We start from the raw sequence: 17,503 nt of genomic DNA, 5'->3' as shown, positions 1-17,503 counted from the left end.
GCCGCCCCCCCCCCCCCCCCCCGCGGCGCCCCGCCCCGCCCCCCCCCCCCCGGGGGGGGGGGGGGGCCCGGCGGGGGGGGGGGGGGGCGCCGCCGCGCCCCCCCCCCCCCCCCCCCCCCCCCCCCCCCCCCGACCCGGGTGCGGGTGTCAGAAGGTGGTCGCTGCGCCGGCGGTCTTGCAGGCGGCGTTGATGTCCTTGCTGGCCTTCTCCATGGCGGGGTTGTCGGCGGCGGTGCCCGGGTCGGCGGCCGAGCCCGCCTTGCCGGCCTCCGCGCCGAACTCCTTCAGGGCGGTGGCCGCCTTGCCGGCCCCGGCGGTCCCGGCCAGCTCGGTCACCCGGTCACCGAGTTCGGTCAGGATCTCGGCGGTCTGCTTCGTCAGGTCGCCGCCCGTCTGCACGACCGTCATGAGCTTCGCCCGCATCTCTTTGTTGATCTTTTCGGCGGCGGTGCAGAGTTCCTTGTCGCTCATGGCGGCCGCCGAGGGCGAGGGCGCCGCCGTGGAGGGTACGGCGGAGGCCGAGGTGGCCGCCGGCCCGGCCGTGGTCGTGGGCGCCTCGTCGCCGCACGCGGCGAGGCCCAGCACGGCACAGGTCAGGAGGATCGGGAAGATCCGGTTGGTTTTCACGCCTGGGCACGCTAGTCGATGCGCGTCATTGATCAAACTCGGTTTGCGGGGGCCGGTCAGTGGAATGCGCGGGCGGGCGGCATTCGTGCCGCCCGCCCGCGTCCGGCCGCGGTACGCCGCGACGCCGGTCGTCGCTCCACCAGGACCGTGCTGCCTTACCCCGCCACACGGGCTTCATCCGTCGCCCGTTGGGCTGAGCGGTCAGCGCTGCTGCTCGTCGGCCTTCGGCGACGAGACCCGGGCCGCCGGGTCCTCGACGCCCGGCTCGCCGCCACCCGGCGCCACCATGCCGTCGTAGTTGTAGAGCACGCCGTCCTCGTGCGCCTTCGTGGTCCGGATGTAGCGGTGGATCATCCCGTCGATCTCGATCTCCACCAGGGCCTTTCCGTCCGCGTCCTGGTTGCTGCCGTCGCGGGGACCGCCGACCAGGTACGCCTTCGTGTTCGTCTCCATGTGCCCGCCCTACCCCGGCCCGGCCCGCCGGAAACGGCCGGGCGGACTACCACCCGCCGCCGTGCGCGGCCGTTCGGCGAGCCGGGGCGTGCTTCCGGCGCACCGGATCCGGCCGGCCGTCGTGCCGGCCCGCCGCCGCGGAGCAGGATGGCGACATGGGCGCGTATCGATCAGCGTACGAGCGGAGCATCGCCGACCCGGCCGGCTTCTGGCGGGACGCGGCGAACGACATCGACTGGGTCATCCCGCCGGACCGCATCCTGGACGACTCGGCGGCGCCGCTGTACCGCTGGTTCCCCGACGGGGTGCTGAACACCTGCCACAACGCGCTGGACCGGCACGTCGCCGCCGGCCGGGGCGACCAGCCCGCGCTGATCCACGACAGCCCGGTCACCGGCACTGTCAGCAGCCTCACGTACGCCGAACTGCTCGCCGAGACCGCCCGGTTCGCCGGTGCCCTGCGCCGCCTCGGCGTCGGCCGGGGCGACCGCGTCCTGCTCTACCTGGCGATGGTCCCGGAGGCGGTGGTCGCCATGCTGGCCTGCGCCCGGATCGGCGCGGTGCACTCGGTGGTCTTCGGCGGTTTCGCGGCGCACGAACTGGCCGTCCGGATCGACGACGCGCGGCCGAAGGTGGTGGTGGCCACCTCCTGCGGGATCGAGGCCGACCGGGTGGTGCCGTACCACCCGATCCTGGCCGCCGCGCTCGACGAGGCCACGCACGCGCCGGAGCGCTGCGTGGTGGTGCAGCGCCCACAGGAGCCGGCCCCGCTGGTGCCCGGCCGCGACCTCACCTGGGCCGAGGTGATGGCGGACGCGGAACCGGCGCCGTGCGAGCCGGTGGCCGCGACCGACCCGCTCTACGTCCTCTACACCTCCGGCACCACCGGCCGGCCCAAGGGCGTGGTGCGGGACAACGGCGGGCACGCGGTGGCGCTGCGCTGGTCGATGCGCAACGTCTACGGCATCGAGCCGGGCGAGGTCTTCTGGGCCGCCTCCGACGTGGGCTGGGTGGTCGGCCACTCCTACATCGTGTACGCGCCGCTGCTCACCGGCGCGACCACTGTGCTCTACGAGGGAAAGCCGGTCGGCACCCCCGATGCCGGGGCGTTCTGGCGGGTCGCCGCCGAGCACCGGGTGACCGCCCTGTTCACCGCGCCCACAGCGATCCGGGCGATCCGCCGCCAGGACCCGGAGGGCGGCCACATCTCCCGGTACGACCTGGGCGCGCTGCGTACCCTCTTCCTCGCCGGTGAGCGGCTGGACCCGGACACCTGGGCCTGGGCGGGGGAGCGGCTCGGCGTACCAGTTGTCGACAACTGGTGGCAGACGGAGACCGGCTGGCCGGTGGCGGCCAACCCGCGCGGCCTGGAGCCGCTGCCGATCAAGCCCGGGTCGCCGTCGGTGCCGGTGCCCGGCTACGACGTGCGCGTGGTCGACGGCGCGGGCCGGGACGTGCCGCCGGGCACCGACGGCTCGATAGCGATCCGGCTGCCGCTGCCGCCCGGCTGCCTGCCCACGCTCTGGGGCGACGACGAGCGGTTCGTCCGCTCCTACCTGTCCACGTTCCCCGGCCACTACCTGACCGGCGACGGCGGCCGGTTCGACGAGGACGGCTACCTGTACGTGATGGGCCGCACCGACGACGTCATCAACGTGGCCGGGCACCGGCTGTCCACCGGCGCGATGGAGGAGGTCCTGGCGACGCACCCGGCGGTGGCCGAGTGTGCGGTGATCGGCGTGGCCGACGCGCTCAAGGGGCAGGTGCCCAGCGGGTACGTGGTGCTCAAGGCCGGCGCCGACGTGGACCCGGACGCGCTCACCGCCGAGCTGGTCGCGCTGGTCCGGCAGCGGATCGGCCCGGTGGCCGCGTTCCGCCGGGTGACAGTGGTGCCCGCGCTGCCGAAGACCCGCTCCGGGAAGATCCTGCGGCGCACGATGCGCGGCCTGGTGGAGGGGCGGGACGAGCCGGTGCCGGCGACGATCGACGACCCGGGCGCGCTCGCCGTCTTCCGCGACCTCGGCACCGCGGACTGACCGCCCGTCCGCCCGGTACGCACCGGGCGGCCACAGGGAAGTCGCTCACTTCCGATCAGCCGGCGAACCGGTACAGCCGGAACTCCTTCTCCGCGCCGCACACCAGCATCTCGGCGTTCCACGAGCACGACTCGCTGCGGATCTGCTTCAGCAGCCCCATCTCGACCGGTTTGCCGTCCACCGCCATCCCGGCGAGGACGCGGTCGTCCTCGAAGCTGCTCGGGGCCTCGGAGAAGATCAGCAGGTTGCCGGCGTCCAGCCGGACCGCGGCCCCGTCCCGGTCGCGCAGCACCGCCGTGCCGTCCGGCGCGAACAGCGTCACCGCGTCCGGAGAGGCCCGCCCGGCCAGCACGTGCTCACCGACCGGGGCCAGCGACTCGGCGCGCGGCGCCGCCCACTGCCGGGTTTCCTCACCCTCGGTCGCCGCCACCACGCGGGTGTCGTCGGCGCCGCTGCCGGGCGTCTCCAGCAGGCACACGCGACGCTCGCCGCAGGTGACCAGACCCTTCGCCCGGCCGCCCTGCTCGGGCGCCTCGTACAGCACCGTGGGCGTGCCGAGACCGCCCAGGTCGTAGGCGAGCAGCCGCAGGCCACGCTGGTTCTCCGCCACGTACAGCCGGTCGTCGCGGGCGGCCATCGGATCGTCGAGGCCGGCGACGTTGCCCCGCTCCTTGAGGATCTCCCCGCTGCGCAGGTTTAGGACCCGCACCGAGCGGTCTGCGCCGACCTGCACGAGCCGGTCCGCCTTCCCCGCCCACGGGGCGAGCGGCACACCCTCGGCGTCTGCGGGCCCGTCCAGTGCCGCGCCGGTGCCGACCGGTACCACCTTCGTCCGCGCGTCGCCGTACTCGGTGCGCGGATTGGGCCGCTCCCACCGCTGCCGGCCGTTGTCCAGCCGCAGCCCGACCAGGCGTTCGCCGGTGCGGTCCAGCCGGACGATCGTGTCGGGCCCGACGTACAGCGCGTCGTCGCGGTCGACGTCGGTCCGCCAGCGCTGCTTGCCGGAACCGCCGTCGAGCACCGCGAGCACGCGCGGTCCGCTGCCGGTGTCGTCGCCGAGGACGAGCAGACCTTCGGGCAGCGCCCGGACCCCGGCCCACCGCTGCGCGGTCGCGTCCGTCCGCCTCTCCCAGACCGCCTTGCCGGTCGACGCCTCGACGGCTGTCACGTGGAGATGGCCGTCGGGCAGTGAACGGGCCAGGTAGGCGCGGTCCTCGAGCGTCGCGGTGAACATCTGATCCGGCCGGGTGTCGCCGGCGGCCACCGTCCTCACCAGGTCCGCGGTGTGGAAGTCCAGCGCCGGGTGCCGGTCCCGGAACACCCAGAGCAGCACCGACGCCGCCACGGCGACCACCACGAGGCCCGCGCCGAGCGCGATCCACCGGCCGCGCCGTGGCGGGCCGCCGCCGGGCCGGACGGCGTTCGGCGCGGGGGCGAAGGGCGTTCCGGGTACGCCGGGCTGCCAGCCGCCGCCGGACGGAGGAGCGGACGGCCCGGGTACGCCGTATCCCGCGGCGGGGTGGGGCGGAACCGGACCGTGGGCGGCCGGTGCGCCGTCGTACCTCGTGAAGGGTGTCTGCGGGACGGCGCCGTCGGCGACCAGCGTGCCGTGCGGTCCGGCCGACGCCGCGTCCGGCCCGCCGAGGGGCGCGGTCGGGTTCGCCCTCGTCGCACCGGCGGCGACGGTGGCCGCGCTCGTCGTGCCGAGGGCCGGCGCGTCGCCCGCGGGCGGCGCGGGCCGGGTCGATCCGGGGTGCGTGGGCGCGAGCTGGGCCGGCACGGCGGGCCGGCCGGGCCGGCGGTGCAGCGGCAGGTCGGTGAGCGCGCCCTCGGCGACCGGCATCTCCGGCTGTTCCAGCACCGTCGGCGCGATACCCAGCTCGGCGTGCAGCAGCCGGGCCACGAGCGGCACCCTTGTCGACCCGCCGACCAGGAACAGGCCGCTGAGCTGCTCCGGGCGCAGCCCGGCGGCGGCGGTCACCTCCCGGGTCTCGGTCACCGCCCGGGCGAGCAGCGGCGCGGCCAGGCGTTCGAACTCCTCCCGGGTCAGCGGCACCGCCGCCTCCACCCCCGGTACGGCCACCGGCGCCACCATGGCCCGCGACAGCATCTCCTTGGTGCCGCGCACGTTCTCCCAGAGCTGCTGGCGGTCCCGCCGCTCGGCGGTGGTCGTCGGATCGGTCAGCCGGGCCCACTCGCGCGGATGGTCCGGGCCCACCAGCTCCCCGAGCCGTCCGAGCAAGGCCGCGTCCAGGTCGAGACCGCCGAGGTCGGGGATCCCGCCGGTGGCGATCAGGTGGAAACCGGAGTCGCCCCACGGGTCGGCGCCCTCGTTGCGCAGCACCGCCACGTCGAGCGTGCCGCCGCCGAAGTCGAACACCGCCACCGAACCGCCCACCGGCACCGGGCGGCGCAGCACCTGCGTGAAGTAACGGGCCGCGGCCACCGGCTCGCGCAGCAGGCGGGTGCCGGGCGCGATCGGCCCGGCGAGCGTGTGCTCGGCCGCCGCCGGCCAGCCGGCCAGCTCCAGCGCGTCGTGCAGCACCTGACGGCGGGCCGGCGTCCAGGCCGCCGGGTGCGTGACCACCGCCGGGGGCAGCATCCCGACCGCCGCCACCGCCGCGTCCGCGACCGTGCGCAGCGTCGCGGCCAGCAGCTCCGCCGGCCGGTACGCCCGCCCGCCCAGCTCCACGCTCTCCTCGTCGACCCGGCGCTTCGGGTTCGGCTCGTAGCCGGCCGGGTCGGCCTGGGCCAGGCGTTGCGCGTCCCGCCCGACGTGCAGGTGACCGTCCGCGTCGGCGTACACGCCGGAGGGCAGGATCGGGTGCCCGTCGACCAGCACCGGCCGGGTGCGCCCGTCCGGCCAGCGCAGCACCGCCACGGTGTTCGAGGTGCCGAGGTCCACGCCGAGGGCGAAACCGTCCTGCTGGCCTGACATCCGTGGCTACCTCCACCCGACGAGGGGTTGTCCGGCCCGCATCGTACGCAGCCCACGCTGCCCCGCTGCCCACCCGGCCCGGCGCAATGGGGTGGCCGGTGGGGCCGTGGCCGCATACCGTCGCGGTCATGAAGGTGATCTCCGTCAACGTGGGCCGACCGCAACCGAATCCGTGGAAGGAGACCGGGACCACCGGCATCGACAAGCGACCCGTGGACGGTCGCGTCCCGGTCACCGCGCCCGGCCCCAAGGGCACCGGCGCGGTCGGGCTCGCCGGCGACCGGGTCTACGACCTCGCCCACCACGGCGGCGCCGACCAGGCCGTCTACGCGTACGCCCGGGAGGACCTCGACCACTGGGAGGCCGAGCTGGGCCGCCCGCTCGCCGACGGCAGCTTCGGGGAGAACCTGACCACCAGCGGCCTGGACGTCAACGGCGCGCTGATCGGCGAGCGGTGGCGGATCGGGCCCGACCTGGTGCTGGAGGTCTCCTGCCCGCGCATCCCCTGCGGCACGTTCCAGGGGTGGCTGGGCGAGCAGGGCTGGATCAAGCGGTTCACCGAGGCGGTACGGCCCGGGGCGTACCTGCGGGTGATCACGCCGGGCAGCGTCGGGGCCGGCGACCCGGTCGAGGTCGTGCACCGGCCCGGCCACGACGTGACCGTGGCGCTCGTGTTCCGGGCCATCACGCTGGAGTCGGAGCTGCTGCCCCGGCTGCTGGTGGCCGACGCGCTGCCCGAGGAGGACATGACGCGGATCCGACGCCGCTTGACCTGAACCGCGCTTGAGGCCGGACGATTCCCGGCGTGCTGAACTCCGTTCTCGACGAGGCCTACGAGCGCGTCCGCCACACCGGTCCCGAGCGGGACGGGTGGCTGTCCAACCACGTGCCGATGGCGGCGGAGGCGCTGGTGCGCCACGGCCACGAGCGGGCCGTGCACCGCTGGATCGACACGTACTCCGACAAGCTGGAGGAACGCCCGCGCGGCATCCGGCGCATCGCCGCCGACGAGTGGCGCGACCCGCTCGGCGACCCGGTGCGTACCGGCGACTGGCTCGACCTCTTCGACAGCGAGCTGGCCGGCGACCCGTGGCGGGACGTGCTGGCCCGCTGGTGGCCGCGCCTGCTACCCGGCATCGCCGCCGGGGCCACCCACGGCGTCATCCGGGTCGGCCACGCCGTACGCGCCCTGCTCGACGCCGAGACCGCACCGCGCGTCGCCGAGCTCGGCCAGGGGCTCGCCTACTGGGCCGCCCGCTGGCAGCCGCTCGCTCGGCCCGGCGCCGGGCCGTACCCCGGAACCGACGCCCGGTCCGCGCTCGACGCCGTGCCCCGCGTACCCGATCAGCGGTTCGGCATCCGCTCCCGCCTGGCGCAGTTGGCCGGCCTGGGTCGATGGCCGGCGGTGGCGGCGGCGGTGCCCGGCGACGCAGCCGACGACGTGCCCACCCGGCTCGCGGCGGTCGTCGACGCCGCCGTGCTCCGGCACGGCACGCACGGGTACGCCAGTCCGGTCATGCTCGTGCACGCGGCGACCGCGCCGAACGCCGTCCTGCGTACCCTGCCGGCGCTGTCGCCCGCGCTGTGGCACCCGAGCCTGGCCGCCGCCTGGGCGGCTACCGCAGCCGTCACCGCCGCCTACGCCCCGGCCGGGTCCCGTTCCCTCCCGCCTGCCGGCGGGCCGGAACTCGGCGAGGTCATGGCGCGGGCGCTGGACACCGGGGACGCGCACGCGATCAAATTCACGGACACGGTGAGTGACGCGTACGCCCGCAGCGGCGACCCGGCCCTGCTCGCCGTCGCCGCCCGATCCGTCGAGCAGATCGCCGCCGACTGACGGCCTCGGCTCGGTACCGCCGACACCTGGAGGGCTGATGACACCCGACGACGAGGCGTTCCTGCGCCGAGCCGTGGACCTCGCCGACCGGGCTGGCGCGTCCGGCGAACGCCCGTTCGGGTCGCTGCTCGTCGGCGCCGACGGCACCGTCCTGATCGAGGACCACAACACGGTGGTCTCCGACAACGACGTCACCGCGCATCCTGAGCTGAAGCTCGCCCGCTGGGCCGCCCGGCAGCTCGCCCCCGAGGCCGCAGTCGCCGCCACCATGTACACCAGCTGCCAGCCCTGCCCGATGTGCACGGTCGCGATCGAGGCGTCCGGCCTCGGCCGGGTCGTGTACGCCCTCTCCGCCGAGCAGTTCGATCAGGTCAAGCCGGCCGCTCCGGCACGGCGCCCGGTGCGGTACGACGGGCCGGCGCTGTTCGACGAGGCACGTCGGCCGATCGAGGACCACTACTAGGACGCCGCCGGGCCCGCGTCGGCCCTCGCCACAGGGCGCCGGCGATGGCGCGCGATGGCTACGCTGTGCCGCACTGCGTCAGGGGGTGGGCCGGTGAGGCGTCGGCTGGGGTACGTCGCGATGGTGCTGCTCGGCGCCGTGCTGTTCGGCACGGCCGGCCTGGCCGCCGGGTCCTGGTACGGCGGCCGGGACGCCATGGCGGTCAGCTCCGACACGGCTCGGAGCGCGGCCGGGGAACTGCTTCCCGGTGCCGAGCCGATCGGCTCGATGGACGTGCGCGGCTACCGGTACGGCGTCTTCCTGGCCGCCGACGAGGTCGGCGGGAGCCGGGTCGAGTTTCAGTACGGCGACGACGCCGACTGCGCGCTGTCGGAGCGGATGCGAGGCGCCGCCGAGACGCGCGGATGGCGGGAACTCCGCCGGGTGCCGGGTTCCCCGTGCGACGGCTGGCGCGCCGAGCGGGACGGGCTCACGGCCACGCTCACCCATCGGGCGTACGGGTCGAGGCTGCGCATCGAGCCGTCCGCCCCCGGCGGGTTCGCCGCCGCCACGATCATCGGCACCCTGCTGGGCGCGGTCGGGGGTGCGGCACTGTTCCGGGAGGTGGCGCGGCGTCGTTGGCCCGTCCCCCTGCTCGTCGGCACGCCGGTGATCGTCGCCCTGTTCCCGGGCGCCGCCCTCACCTGGATGGACCTGGCCGCGAACGGGCTCGCCGAGCCGGTGTGGCCCGTCTGGCGGGCGCTCGCTCCCGTGCTGGTGCCGCTCTCGCTCGTGCTCCTTCTGATCGGCGTGGCCGTCCTCGCGAGGCGACGGCGTCCGGCTGTGCCCGCCGCCGAGTCGGTCGCGACCACCGCTGCCGGCTGATCGGTGGCCGGCCGGTCAACCACGTGGGAAACCGGGGCCGGCCTGCCGTTCACGCAGCTCTCGATGAACAACCGCTCACCTTCCTTGCGCAGGGCAGCCCGCTCGGCGTGGTCGCCGAGATGGGGCGCGTCGTCGCCGGTGGGACCGTCGTAGAGCTGGTGGTAGGCGTCAGCGCACTCCTCCTGGTCGCCTACCGGCCCCGAGTTCGTCACCGCATGGTGCTCAACCCCGTAGCGCTTCTCCACGGGCACGGATTGTATCAATCACCCTGAATGCCACGTGGGAAGCCGGGAGTGTGCTCAGCCCAGGATCGGGGATGCGGCCTGGGAGGGGTCGGAGGCCGGTGGAGCGGGCGACGGGAATCGAACCCGCGTAGTCAGTTTGGAAGACTGAAGCTCTACCATTGAGCTACGCCCGCGCGCGCCCCACCATCGTGGGACGCGCCGACAGCGTACCTAATCGTGGCGGACGCCGCGCAGCGCGTACCCCCGGGTGAGCCGCCACACCGCGTACCCCGCGCCCCGGTCACCCGCGCGGGGGGTCGGACGGCATACACTCTTCGTCGCCACGGGGTGTGGCGCAGCTTGGTAGCGCACTCGCTTTGGGAGCGAGGGGCCGTGGGTTCAAATCCCGCCACCCCGACTGTCGTTCGCGACCGGATCATCCCGGGAACCGCCGGTTTTCCGCGCGGTGCCCGGGCCCTGCCGATGCCGTCGGCCGGCTCGCCTACACTCGATGCGCGCAATCACGCCCCAGAACCAACACCCAGATCCGTCAAGGAGTACGCCTGTGAAGAGCACCGTCGAGACTCTGAGCCCGACGCGCGTGCGGCTCGCCATCGAGGTGCCGTTCGTCGAGCTCGAGCCGAGCCTCAAGAAGGCGTACCGGGAGATCGGCCAGCAGGTCCAGGTTCCCGGCTTCCGCCGGGGCAAGGTTCCCAGCGCGGTGATCGACCAGCGGGTGGGCCGGGGAACCGTCCTCAACGAGGCGATCCAGGAGGCGATCCCGCAGAACATCCTCGCCGCGGTCCGGGAGCACGACCTCAAGACGCTGGGCCGTCCCGAGGTCGACATCACCGAGTTCAACGACGGTGACACGCTCAACTTCACCGCCGAGGTGGACGTCCGTCCGGAGATCACCCTGCCGGACCCGGCCACCATCGAGGTGACCGTGGACGAGATCGAGATCGCCGACAGCGAGATCGACGAGCAGATCAACAGCCTGCGCGAGCGGTTCGCCACGCTGAAGACCGTCGAGCGGGCCGCCCAGGAGGGCGACTTCGTGCAGATCGACCTGAACGCCACGGTCGACGGCGAGGAGGTCCCGGGCGGTTCGGCGAGCAACATCTCGCACGAGGTGGGCAGCAAGCAGCTCCTGCCGGGCCTGGACGAGGCGCTGGTCGGCCTGGCCGCCGGCGACAGCACCACCTTCACCACGCAGCTCGTCGGCGGCGACTACGCCGGCCGTGACGCCGACGTGGCGGTGACCGTCCGCACGGTCAAGGAGAAGGAGCTGCCCGAGCTCAACGACGACTTCGCGCAGATGGCCAGCGAGTTCGACACGATCGACGAGCTGCGCGGCGACCTGCGGGAGCGGGTCGCCCGGGGCAAGCAGGTCGAGCAGATCTACGCCGCCCGCGACAAGGCCCTGGAGCAGATGGTGGCCGCCGCCGAGGTGCCGGCGCCCGAGGGCGTCGTCAAGGAGGAGGTCGAGAGCCGCAAGGCCGCGATGGTCGACCAGCTCGAGCGCATCGGCGCCTCCCTGGAGGAATACCTCGCGGCGGAGGAGAAGACCGAGGAGCAGATCGACACGGAGCTGACCGAGGCGGCCACCGACGGCGTCAAGATCCAGCTCCTGCTGGACACCCTGGCCGACGCCGAGGACGTGCAGGTCTCCGACGACGAGTTCGGTCACGAGATCGTGCACCGCGCGCAGCGCGCCGGCATGGCCCCGCAGCAGTACTACGACCAGCTGGTCCGCTCCGGCGCCGCCGCGGCCGTCTTCGGCGACGTCCGCCGGGGCAAGGCGCTCGCCGCGGTGATGGAGAAGATCAAGATCAAGGACTCGGCGGGCAACGAGGTCTCCCTCGACGCTCTGCGGGCCCAGAACGAGGCCGAGCACGACCACCAGCACTGATCATCGGGGGTGTCGGCCGCCGTCCCGCGCTGCGCGCCGGGAGGCGGCCGAAACCCTTTCCGGGGTACGCCGTGCGGGTGACTGCGCTGAGAGCGAACAGTGCCCCGACCGGGAGTACGCCCCCCGGCTGAGCGGTTAGTGTCGGGTAGGACGGTACGGAGAGCGAAGGGCTGCCATGACCGACATGCACATCCCCAAGAAGTCGCTCCGGGTGAACGAGGCCCGCGGTGGCGACTCCATTGGCAACCTCGACGACTCGGTCTACAACCGGTTGCTCAAGGAACGGATCATCTTCCTGGGCAGTGAGGTGAACGACCAGGTGGCCAACCGCATCTGCGCGCAGCTCCTGCTGCTCGCCGCGGAGGACCCGGACCGCGACATCTTCCTCTGGATCAACTCGCCGGGTGGCTCGGTCTACTCCGGCATGGCGATCTACGACACCATGCAGTACATCGACAACGACGTCTCGACCGTGGCGATGGGCATGGCGGCCTCCATGGGCCAGCTCCTGCTCTGTGCGGGCACCAAGGGCAAGCGGTACGCCCTGCCGCACGCGCGGATCATGATGCACCAGCCGTCGGGCGGCCTCGGCGGCACCGCGTCGGACATCGCGATCCAGGCCGAGCAGATGCTCTACACCAAGCGGATGTTCCAGGAGCGGGTCGCGTTCCACACCGGCCAGTCCCAGGCGCAGATCGAGGCGGACTCGGACCGTGACCGTTGGTTCACCGCCCAGGAGGCCATGGACTACGGCTTCATCGACAAGGTGATCATCGGGGCCGCGCAGGTTCCGGATGGCGCCGGGACCCTGAGCTGATCGAGGAGCTGACGATGACCGACCTGAGCCTGCCGCCCCAGTTCGCGGCCGTGCACAACCGCTACGTCCTGCCGTCGTTCGTCGAGCGCACGTCGTACGGGATGAAGGAGTCGAACCCGTACAACAAGCTCTTCGAGGACCGGATCATCTTCCTCGGCGTCCAGGTGGACGACGCGTCGGCGAACGACGTGATGGCCCAGCTGCTGACGCTGGAGGGCACCGACCCGGACCGCGACATCATCATGTACATCAACTCGCCCGGTGGCTCCTTCACCGCCATGACGGCGATCTACGACACCATGCAGTACGTCCGCCCCGACATCCAGACCGTCTGCCTCGGGCAGGCGGCGAGCGCGGCGGCGGTGCTGCTCTCCGCGGGCACGCCGGGTAAGCGGATGGCGCTGCCCAACTCCCGGATCATCATCCACCAGCCGGCCACCGAGGGCGGCTACGGCCAGGGCTCGGACATCGAGATCCAGGCGCGGGAGATCCTGCGGATGCGGACGCAGCTGGAGGACATGCTGTCCCGCCACTGCAACCGCCCGATCGAGCAGGTCCGCAAGGACATCGACCGTGACAAGATCATGACGGCCGAGGAGTCCAAGGAGTACGGGCTGGTCGACACGATTCTGACCAGCCGCAAGAAGGGTCTGCTGGCGTCGCACGCCGCGGGCTGATCAGCGTGTGGTCGGAGGTCGATCGGGGTATCGTTCCCGGTCGACCTCTGACACACCCGTTTTGGGGGTCGGAGAAAACCCGGCCAGCGGGTAACGTCGGGTCTGTACCGCTCCGCTGGTCGGATCGGGTGGGCCCCACAGCATGGTGGGACGACAGGACGGACGGGCGCTCCGGCGCTCGCAGGTCAGGGCCGGCGTTCCGGCCGACGAGTGCAGGGAGAACGTAGGTGGCACGGATCGGTGACGGCGGCGACCTACTGAAATGCTCGTTCTGCGGCAAGTCGCAGAAGCAGGTCAAGAAGCTCATCGCGGGGCCCGGTGTCTACATCTGCGACGAGTGCATCGATCTCTGCAACGAGATCATCGAAGAGGAGCTGGCCGAGTCCGGCGAGGTGAAGTGGGAAGAGCTTCCCAAGCCGATGGAGATCTGCCAGTTCCTCGACAACTACGTCGTCGGTCAGGAGCAGGCCAAGAAGGCGCTCGCCGTAGCGGTCTACAACCACTACAAGCGGATCCAGGCGGAGGCCGCGGGCGCCCCGGGCTCCGGCATCGACGGTGTGGAGCTGGCCAAGTCCAACATCCTGCTGCTCGGCCCGACCGGCTGCGGCAAGACCCACCTGGCGCAGACGCTCGCCCGGATGTTGAACGTCCCGTTCGCGATCGCCGACGCCACCGCGCTCACCGAGGCGGGCTACGTCGGTGAGGACGTCGAGAACATCCTGCTGAAGCTCATCCAGGCCGCCGACTACGACATCAAGCGCGCCGAGACGGGCATCATCTACATCGACGAGGTCGACAAGATCGCTCGCAAGTCGGAGAACCCGTCGATCACCCGGGACGTCTCCGGCGAGGGCGTGCAGCAGGCGCTGCTGAAGATGCTCGAAGGCACTGTGGCAAACGTGCCCCCGCAGGGCGGGCGCAAACACCCGCACCAGGAGTTCATCCAGATCGACACCACGAACGTGCTGTTCATCTGCGGTGGCGCGTTCGCCGGGCTGGATCAGATCATCGAGTCCCGCACCGGCTCCGGCGGCACCGGCTTCGGCGCCCGGCTCCGGTCGGTCTCCGAGCGGTCGACAGACGACATCTTCAGCCAGGTCATGCCGGAGGACATGCTGAAGTTCGGGCTGATCCCCGAGTTCATCGGCCGGCTGCCGGTGATCACCAACGTGCGCAGCCTCGACCGCAGCGCCCTGGTACGCATCCTCACCGAGCCGCGCAACGCGCTGGTCCGGCAGTACCAGCGCCTGTTCGAGCTGGACGGCGTCGAGCTGGAGTTCGAGCCGCCCGCGCTGGAGGCCATCGCCGACCAGGCCATGCTCCGCGGCACCGGCGCCCGTGGCCTGCGGGCGATCTTGGAAGAGGTCCTCCTCTCCGTGATGTACGAGGTGCCGAGCAACCCTGACGCCGCCCGGGTGCTGATCACCCGCGAGGTCGTCCTGGAGAACGTCAACCCGACGATCGTGCCCCGCGAGTTCACCGGCCGACGTCGGCGGGACCGCGAGGAGAAGTCGGCCTGACCGCCGCCGCGACCGCGCCCGGGTCAGCTCGGGCGCGGTCCGCGTGAACGGGTCCGCCGATCCCACTCGCCCGACGGGGTCACCACCACCATCATCAGGCGCACCGGTTCGTCTCCGGCCGTGCGGTAGCCGTGTTCCCGGTCGGCGTGGAACTCGACCGTCTCGCCGGCGCGTACCTCGTGGTCGACGCCGTCGACCGTGACGGTCGCGGCGCCGTCGAGCACGTGCAGGATCTCCCGGGTGCCGTGGGCGTGGTCGGAGGAGCGCAGCTCCTCGCCGGGCTCGATCCGCCACTCCCACAGCTCGACCAGGTCGGGCTCGCCGAGGCCACTGAGCAGGCGGGCGACTCCACCGTTGGGGCCGCGCCACAGCACCGGCGCCTCGTCCGCCGCGCTGACCCGTGCGGTGCTCTGTTCGGCCGGCTCCAACAGCCGGGCGATGCTGACGCCGAACGCGTCGGCGACCCGGCAGAGCGTGCCGATGCTCGGGTTGGTGCGGGCGCCCTCGATCTGCACGAGCATGCCCTTGCTGACGCCGGACCGGCCGGCCAGTTCCTCGAAGGACCAGCCGCGGGCGGCTCGCAACTCGCGTACCTGGCGGGCGACCGCGGAGGTCACCGCGCCCACCCGTCCGCTCGCTTCGGTCATCACACTGTCCTTCACGGTCACTATTGTGGTACGACTTCCGGGTGCTTCCCATTGTCTTCGCCGCCGTCTCGGCGCTCGCCTTCGGCACCGCCGACTTCTGCGGCGGCAAGGCGTCCCAACGAGCCGACCCGATCGCCGTCACCGTCGTGTCGCAGATCCTCAGTCTCCCACTGCTGGTGGTGCTCGCTCTCGTCGTGCCCGGCACCCCGAGCCCGCTGGACCTGGGGTGGGGCCTGCTCGCCGGCATAGCCGGCGCGGGCGGCGTCATACTGCTCTACCGCGCACTGGCCACCGGCGTCATGGCCGTCGTCGCGCCGGTCACCGCGATCACCGCGGCGATCGTGCCGATCGTCGCCGGCTTGGCCCTCGCCCACTCCCCGGGTGCTGTCGCGCTCGGCGGCGCCGCGCTCGCCGTGGTCGCCATCGGGCTCGTCAGCATGGGGGAGCGAGGCGCCGCGCGCCGCGTCTCCGGCCGCGTCCTGACCATGGCCCTCGCCGCGGGGCTGCTCTTCGGAGTTTTCTTCGCGCTGCTCGGCCAGGCCGACGAGCGCGCCGGCATGTGGCCGGTGCTCGCGATACGCGTCAGCTCCGTGACCTTCGGCCTCGCGCTCGCCGCCCGCACCGGTACGCGCCTGCGCATGGGGCGGTGGGTGTTCGGCTGGACAGTGGCCGCCGGCCTGGTCGACTCGGCCGCCAACGCGTTCTTCCTCGCCGCCGCGGGACGGGGCCATCTGAGCGTGGTGTCCGCCATCGCCTCGCTCTACCCGGTGAGCACCGTCCTGCTCGCGTTCGTCGTCGACCGGGAACGGCTGCGGCCCGTGCAACTGGCCGGGCTCGGCTTCGCCGCCGCCGCGCTTGTGCTGTCCAGCGTCTGAGCCCTGTCGTACGCCTGCTTCCGCCCGTACCCTCAGGTCATGCGTGTCGCCGTCTGCCAGCTCAACGCCCGCGACGACCGGGCGGCGAACCTCGCCGCCGCCGAGGCCCTGCTGGTCAGGGCCGCGGCGGCCGGCGCGGACCTCGCCCTCCTTCCGGAGTACGTCGACTACCTCGGTCACGCCGACGGGATGCCACCGGCCGAGCCGGTCGACGGCACGGTGGGGCGGTTCTTCGCCGAGGCCGCTCGGCGGCTGGGCATGTGGGTGATCGCGGGCTCGTTCCACGAGGCCGGTCCGGACCCGGCGCACACCTGGAACACCTCCCTGGTCTTCGACCGCGAGGGCGCGCTCGCAGCCGCATATCGGAAGATCCATCTGTACGACGTGGAGATCCCCGGTCGCGTCTCCTACCGGGAGTCGGCAACCGTCGCACCCGGCGAGAAGCCCGTGGTGGTCGACGTCGAGGGCCTTCGGGTGGGCCTGTCCATCTGTTACGACCTGCGGTTTCCCGAGTTGTACCGCCAGCTCGCGGTCGACGGCGGCGCCGAACTGCTCGTGGTGCCGGCGGCGTTCATGACGCACACCGGGCGGGACCACTGGGAGGTGCTGCTGCGGGCGCGGGCGATCGAGAACCAGTGCTTCGTGGCGGCGGCAGGACAGACCGGTGACCACGACCCGGGCCGGACCTGTTTCGGTCGCAGCATGGTGGTCGACCCGTGGGGGACGGTCCTCAGCCAGGTCGCCGACGGTCCCGGGCTGGCGGTCACCGAGTTGGACCTGGAGCGGCTGCGCACGATCCGCACGGAGCTGCCCAGCCTGGCCAACCGCCGGCTCTGACCCGGTCAGCCGCCCAGGAGCAGGCCCAGCGCGGCGATCCCGGCGATCGCCGCCGCCGTGACCAGCAGGGCGGTGGTCATCCGGGAAGGGCCGCGCCGGGCCAGGCGTCTGACCGACAGCACCAGTACGGCGAGCACGACGGCCCCGATAACCAGTTGCCAGAACGGCAGCAGGAGCCCGAGCAGAGCATCCTCGGCGACGGCTGGGAGCGGGGACGGGTCATCCATGCCGACCACTCTGGCACGGCGCCGCTCCGGGCGACCCCATTCGACCGCGGGTTGCCGCGGAAACCGTCGCGCGCGGCCAATGACGATCATTGATTTGCCTTCCCGGGCGGGTCCGCGTAACTTTCTCTCTGCACGCGGGAGGCCGGGCAAACCGGCCGAGAACGGGCGCCAGGCTGGTGGCGGCGACGCCGACCAGACTGAGATTCGGGCGGTGCACGTAGCTCCGGGACACGGAGTTGCGAACGCGAAGCCGACCGGGTAGAGTTCAAAAGCCGGCAGGGAGCCGGGCGGGTGATCGCGAGAGCGACGCCGGCCGGTCCGCCGAAACCCACGAGAGCAACGACCGCCGGAAACGGCGAGCGTCAGCGTGGGCCTGGTCGAGCCAAGTTGATCACCTCGGACACGAGGTTGACGACGGAAGCAAGACCGAGTAAGTTAGAGAGGTTGCCCCAAGCGGGTGCTCCACGGTGGTGGGGTTTCTGGTTGGTGTGTGGTTGTTCTTTGAGAACTCAACAGGGTGCTTGTAAAGCCAGTGCCAATTGTTTTATA

General features: G+C 72.6%; 15 protein-coding genes, 2 tRNA genes and 1 pseudogene. 12 read left to right on the top strand and 6 right to left on the bottom strand.

Translation table 11 applies throughout. The annotated features are described in order from the left end of the window. Nucleotides 1–147: 147 nt before the first annotated feature. Both ACFYON_RS28760 and ACFYON_RS28755 read right to left on the bottom strand, forming a co-directional pair. Nucleotides 148–627, bottom strand: a complete 480-nt coding sequence (locus ACFYON_RS28760; RefSeq protein ID WP_354870852.1) for a hypothetical protein — start codon at nucleotides 625–627, stop codon at nucleotides 148–150. Nucleotides 628–828: 201 nt separating this feature from the next. Beyond that, a complete protein-coding gene (locus tag ACFYON_RS28755; RefSeq protein WP_354870850.1) occupies nucleotides 829–1,080 on the bottom strand; it encodes a hypothetical protein in 252 nt (83 codons plus the stop codon). Nucleotides 1,081–1,169: 89 nt separating this feature from the next. On the opposite strand from ACFYON_RS28755, the pseudogene ACFYON_RS28750 reads away from it, so the two are divergent. Further along, nucleotides 1,170–3,116: pseudogene (locus tag ACFYON_RS28750) on the top strand (propionyl-CoA synthetase); the annotation flags it as partial. A 55-nt stretch (nucleotides 3,117–3,171) separates the two neighbouring features. On the opposite strand, the gene ACFYON_RS28745 reads toward ACFYON_RS28750, so the two are convergent. Beyond that, entirely contained in the window at nucleotides 3,172–6,054 is a 2,883-nt protein-coding gene (locus ACFYON_RS28745) for an Hsp70 family protein (RefSeq protein WP_354870848.1), read from the bottom strand. A gap of 128 nt (nucleotides 6,055–6,182) precedes the next feature. On the opposite strand from ACFYON_RS28745, the gene ACFYON_RS28740 reads away from it, so the two are divergent. The 4 genes from ACFYON_RS28740 (at nucleotide 6,183) to ACFYON_RS28725 (ending at nucleotide 9,218) form a co-directional block, all read left to right on the top strand. After that, nucleotides 6,183–6,830: an MOSC domain-containing protein gene (locus ACFYON_RS28740; protein WP_354870845.1), complete on the top strand. Its 648-nt coding sequence runs from the start codon at nucleotides 6,183–6,185 to the stop codon at nucleotides 6,828–6,830. Between the two features lie 29 nt (nucleotides 6,831–6,859). Continuing rightward, nucleotides 6,860–7,891, top strand: coding sequence for a hypothetical protein (locus tag ACFYON_RS28735; protein WP_354870842.1), 1,032 nt, complete (start codon nucleotides 6,860–6,862; stop codon nucleotides 7,889–7,891). 37 nt (nucleotides 7,892–7,928) lie between these two features. After that, the gene (locus ACFYON_RS28730; protein ID WP_354870840.1) at nucleotides 7,929–8,354 is read left to right on the top strand and encodes a nucleoside deaminase; all 426 of its coding nucleotides are present in this window, start codon (nucleotides 7,929–7,931) and stop codon (nucleotides 8,352–8,354) included. 93 nt (nucleotides 8,355–8,447) lie between these two features. After that, nucleotides 8,448–9,218: a hypothetical protein gene (locus tag ACFYON_RS28725; RefSeq protein WP_354870838.1), complete on the top strand. Its 771-nt coding sequence runs from the start codon at nucleotides 8,448–8,450 to the stop codon at nucleotides 9,216–9,218. Nucleotides 9,219–9,562: 344 nt separating this feature from the next. On the opposite strand, the gene ACFYON_RS28720 is transcribed toward ACFYON_RS28725, so the two are convergent. Next, nucleotides 9,563–9,636: transfer RNA gene (locus tag ACFYON_RS28720), tRNA-Gly, on the bottom strand. Between the two features lie 150 nt (nucleotides 9,637–9,786). Between ACFYON_RS28720 and ACFYON_RS28715 the strand changes: the two genes are divergently transcribed. The 5 genes from ACFYON_RS28715 to clpX all read left to right on the top strand — a co-directional run bounded on the left by ACFYON_RS28715 (nucleotide 9,787) and on the right by clpX (nucleotide 14,368). Continuing rightward, nucleotides 9,787–9,860: transfer RNA gene (locus ACFYON_RS28715), tRNA-Pro, on the top strand. Nucleotides 9,861–10,007: 147 nt separating this feature from the next. Next, nucleotides 10,008–11,354, top strand: coding sequence for a trigger factor (tig, locus tag ACFYON_RS28710; protein ID WP_354870835.1), 1,347 nt, complete (start codon nucleotides 10,008–10,010; stop codon nucleotides 11,352–11,354). A 175-nt stretch (nucleotides 11,355–11,529) separates the two neighbouring features. Further along, nucleotides 11,530–12,171 carry an ATP-dependent Clp protease proteolytic subunit gene (locus ACFYON_RS28705; RefSeq protein ID WP_013288035.1) on the top strand — a complete coding sequence of 214 codons (642 nt, stop codon included), beginning with the start codon at nucleotides 11,530–11,532 and terminating at the stop codon, nucleotides 12,169–12,171. Nucleotides 12,172–12,185: 14 nt separating this feature from the next. Continuing rightward, entirely contained in the window at nucleotides 12,186–12,848 is a 663-nt protein-coding gene (locus ACFYON_RS28700; protein WP_013288034.1) for an ATP-dependent Clp protease proteolytic subunit, read from the top strand. A 227-nt stretch (nucleotides 12,849–13,075) separates the two neighbouring features. Then, nucleotides 13,076–14,368 (top strand): ATP-dependent Clp protease ATP-binding subunit ClpX, encoded by a 1,293-nt coding sequence (gene clpX / locus ACFYON_RS28695; protein ID WP_354870831.1) that lies wholly within the window; start codon nucleotides 13,076–13,078, stop codon nucleotides 14,366–14,368. Between the two features lie 23 nt (nucleotides 14,369–14,391). Here the strand turns inward: clpX and ACFYON_RS28690 are convergent, their stop codons facing one another. Then, on the bottom strand, nucleotides 14,392–15,015 hold the full coding sequence (locus ACFYON_RS28690; protein ID WP_354870828.1) for an XRE family transcriptional regulator: 624 nt from the start codon (nucleotides 15,013–15,015) through the stop codon (nucleotides 14,392–14,394). 41 nt (nucleotides 15,016–15,056) lie between these two features. Here ACFYON_RS28690 and ACFYON_RS28685 point away from each other — a divergent pair, with 41 nt between their 5' ends. Then, nucleotides 15,057–15,890, top strand: coding sequence for an EamA family transporter (locus ACFYON_RS28685; RefSeq protein ID WP_354870825.1), 834 nt, complete (start codon nucleotides 15,057–15,059; stop codon nucleotides 15,888–15,890). 39 nt (nucleotides 15,891–15,929) lie between these two features. Continuing rightward, a complete protein-coding gene (locus ACFYON_RS28680) occupies nucleotides 15,930–16,727 on the top strand; it encodes a carbon-nitrogen hydrolase family protein (protein ID WP_354870823.1) in 798 nt (265 codons plus the stop codon). A 5-nt stretch (nucleotides 16,728–16,732) separates the two neighbouring features. Here ACFYON_RS28680 and ACFYON_RS28675 read toward each other — a convergent pair whose 3' ends face one another. After that, nucleotides 16,733–16,954: a hypothetical protein gene (locus ACFYON_RS28675; protein WP_354870820.1), complete on the bottom strand. Its 222-nt coding sequence runs from the start codon at nucleotides 16,952–16,954 to the stop codon at nucleotides 16,733–16,735. Nucleotides 16,955–17,503: the final 549 nt, after the last annotated feature.

The organism is Micromonospora sp. NPDC005686, assembly GCF_042871665.1.
Taxonomy (GTDB): Bacteria; Actinomycetota; Actinomycetes; order Mycobacteriales; family Micromonosporaceae; genus Micromonospora.
This window is presented reverse-complemented; position numbering and strand designations above follow the sequence as displayed.

Excerpts from the sequence above, each read along its gene's own strand:
- ACFYON_RS28755 (WP_354870850.1), bottom strand. The coding sequence starts at position 1,080 with ATGGAGACGAACACGAAGGCGTACCTGGTCGGCGGTCCCCGCGACGGC.
- ACFYON_RS28745 (WP_354870848.1), bottom strand. The coding sequence starts at position 6,054 with ATGTCAGGCCAGCAGGACGGTTTCGCCCTCGGCGTGGACCTCGGCACC.
- ACFYON_RS28740 (WP_354870845.1), top strand. The coding sequence starts at position 6,183 with ATGAAGGTGATCTCCGTCAACGTGGGCCGACCGCAACCGAATCCGTGG.
- ACFYON_RS28730 (WP_354870840.1), top strand. The coding sequence starts at position 7,929 with ATGACACCCGACGACGAGGCGTTCCTGCGCCGAGCCGTGGACCTCGCC.
- ACFYON_RS28705 (WP_013288035.1), top strand. The coding sequence starts at position 11,530 with ATGACCGACATGCACATCCCCAAGAAGTCGCTCCGGGTGAACGAGGCC.
- ACFYON_RS28700 (WP_013288034.1), top strand. The coding sequence starts at position 12,186 with ATGACCGACCTGAGCCTGCCGCCCCAGTTCGCGGCCGTGCACAACCGC.
- ACFYON_RS28690 (WP_354870828.1), bottom strand. The coding sequence starts at position 15,015 with ATGACCGAAGCGAGCGGACGGGTGGGCGCGGTGACCTCCGCGGTCGCC.
- ACFYON_RS28680 (WP_354870823.1), top strand. The coding sequence starts at position 15,930 with ATGCGTGTCGCCGTCTGCCAGCTCAACGCCCGCGACGACCGGGCGGCG.
- ACFYON_RS28675 (WP_354870820.1), bottom strand. The coding sequence starts at position 16,954 with ATGGATGACCCGTCCCCGCTCCCAGCCGTCGCCGAGGATGCTCTGCTC.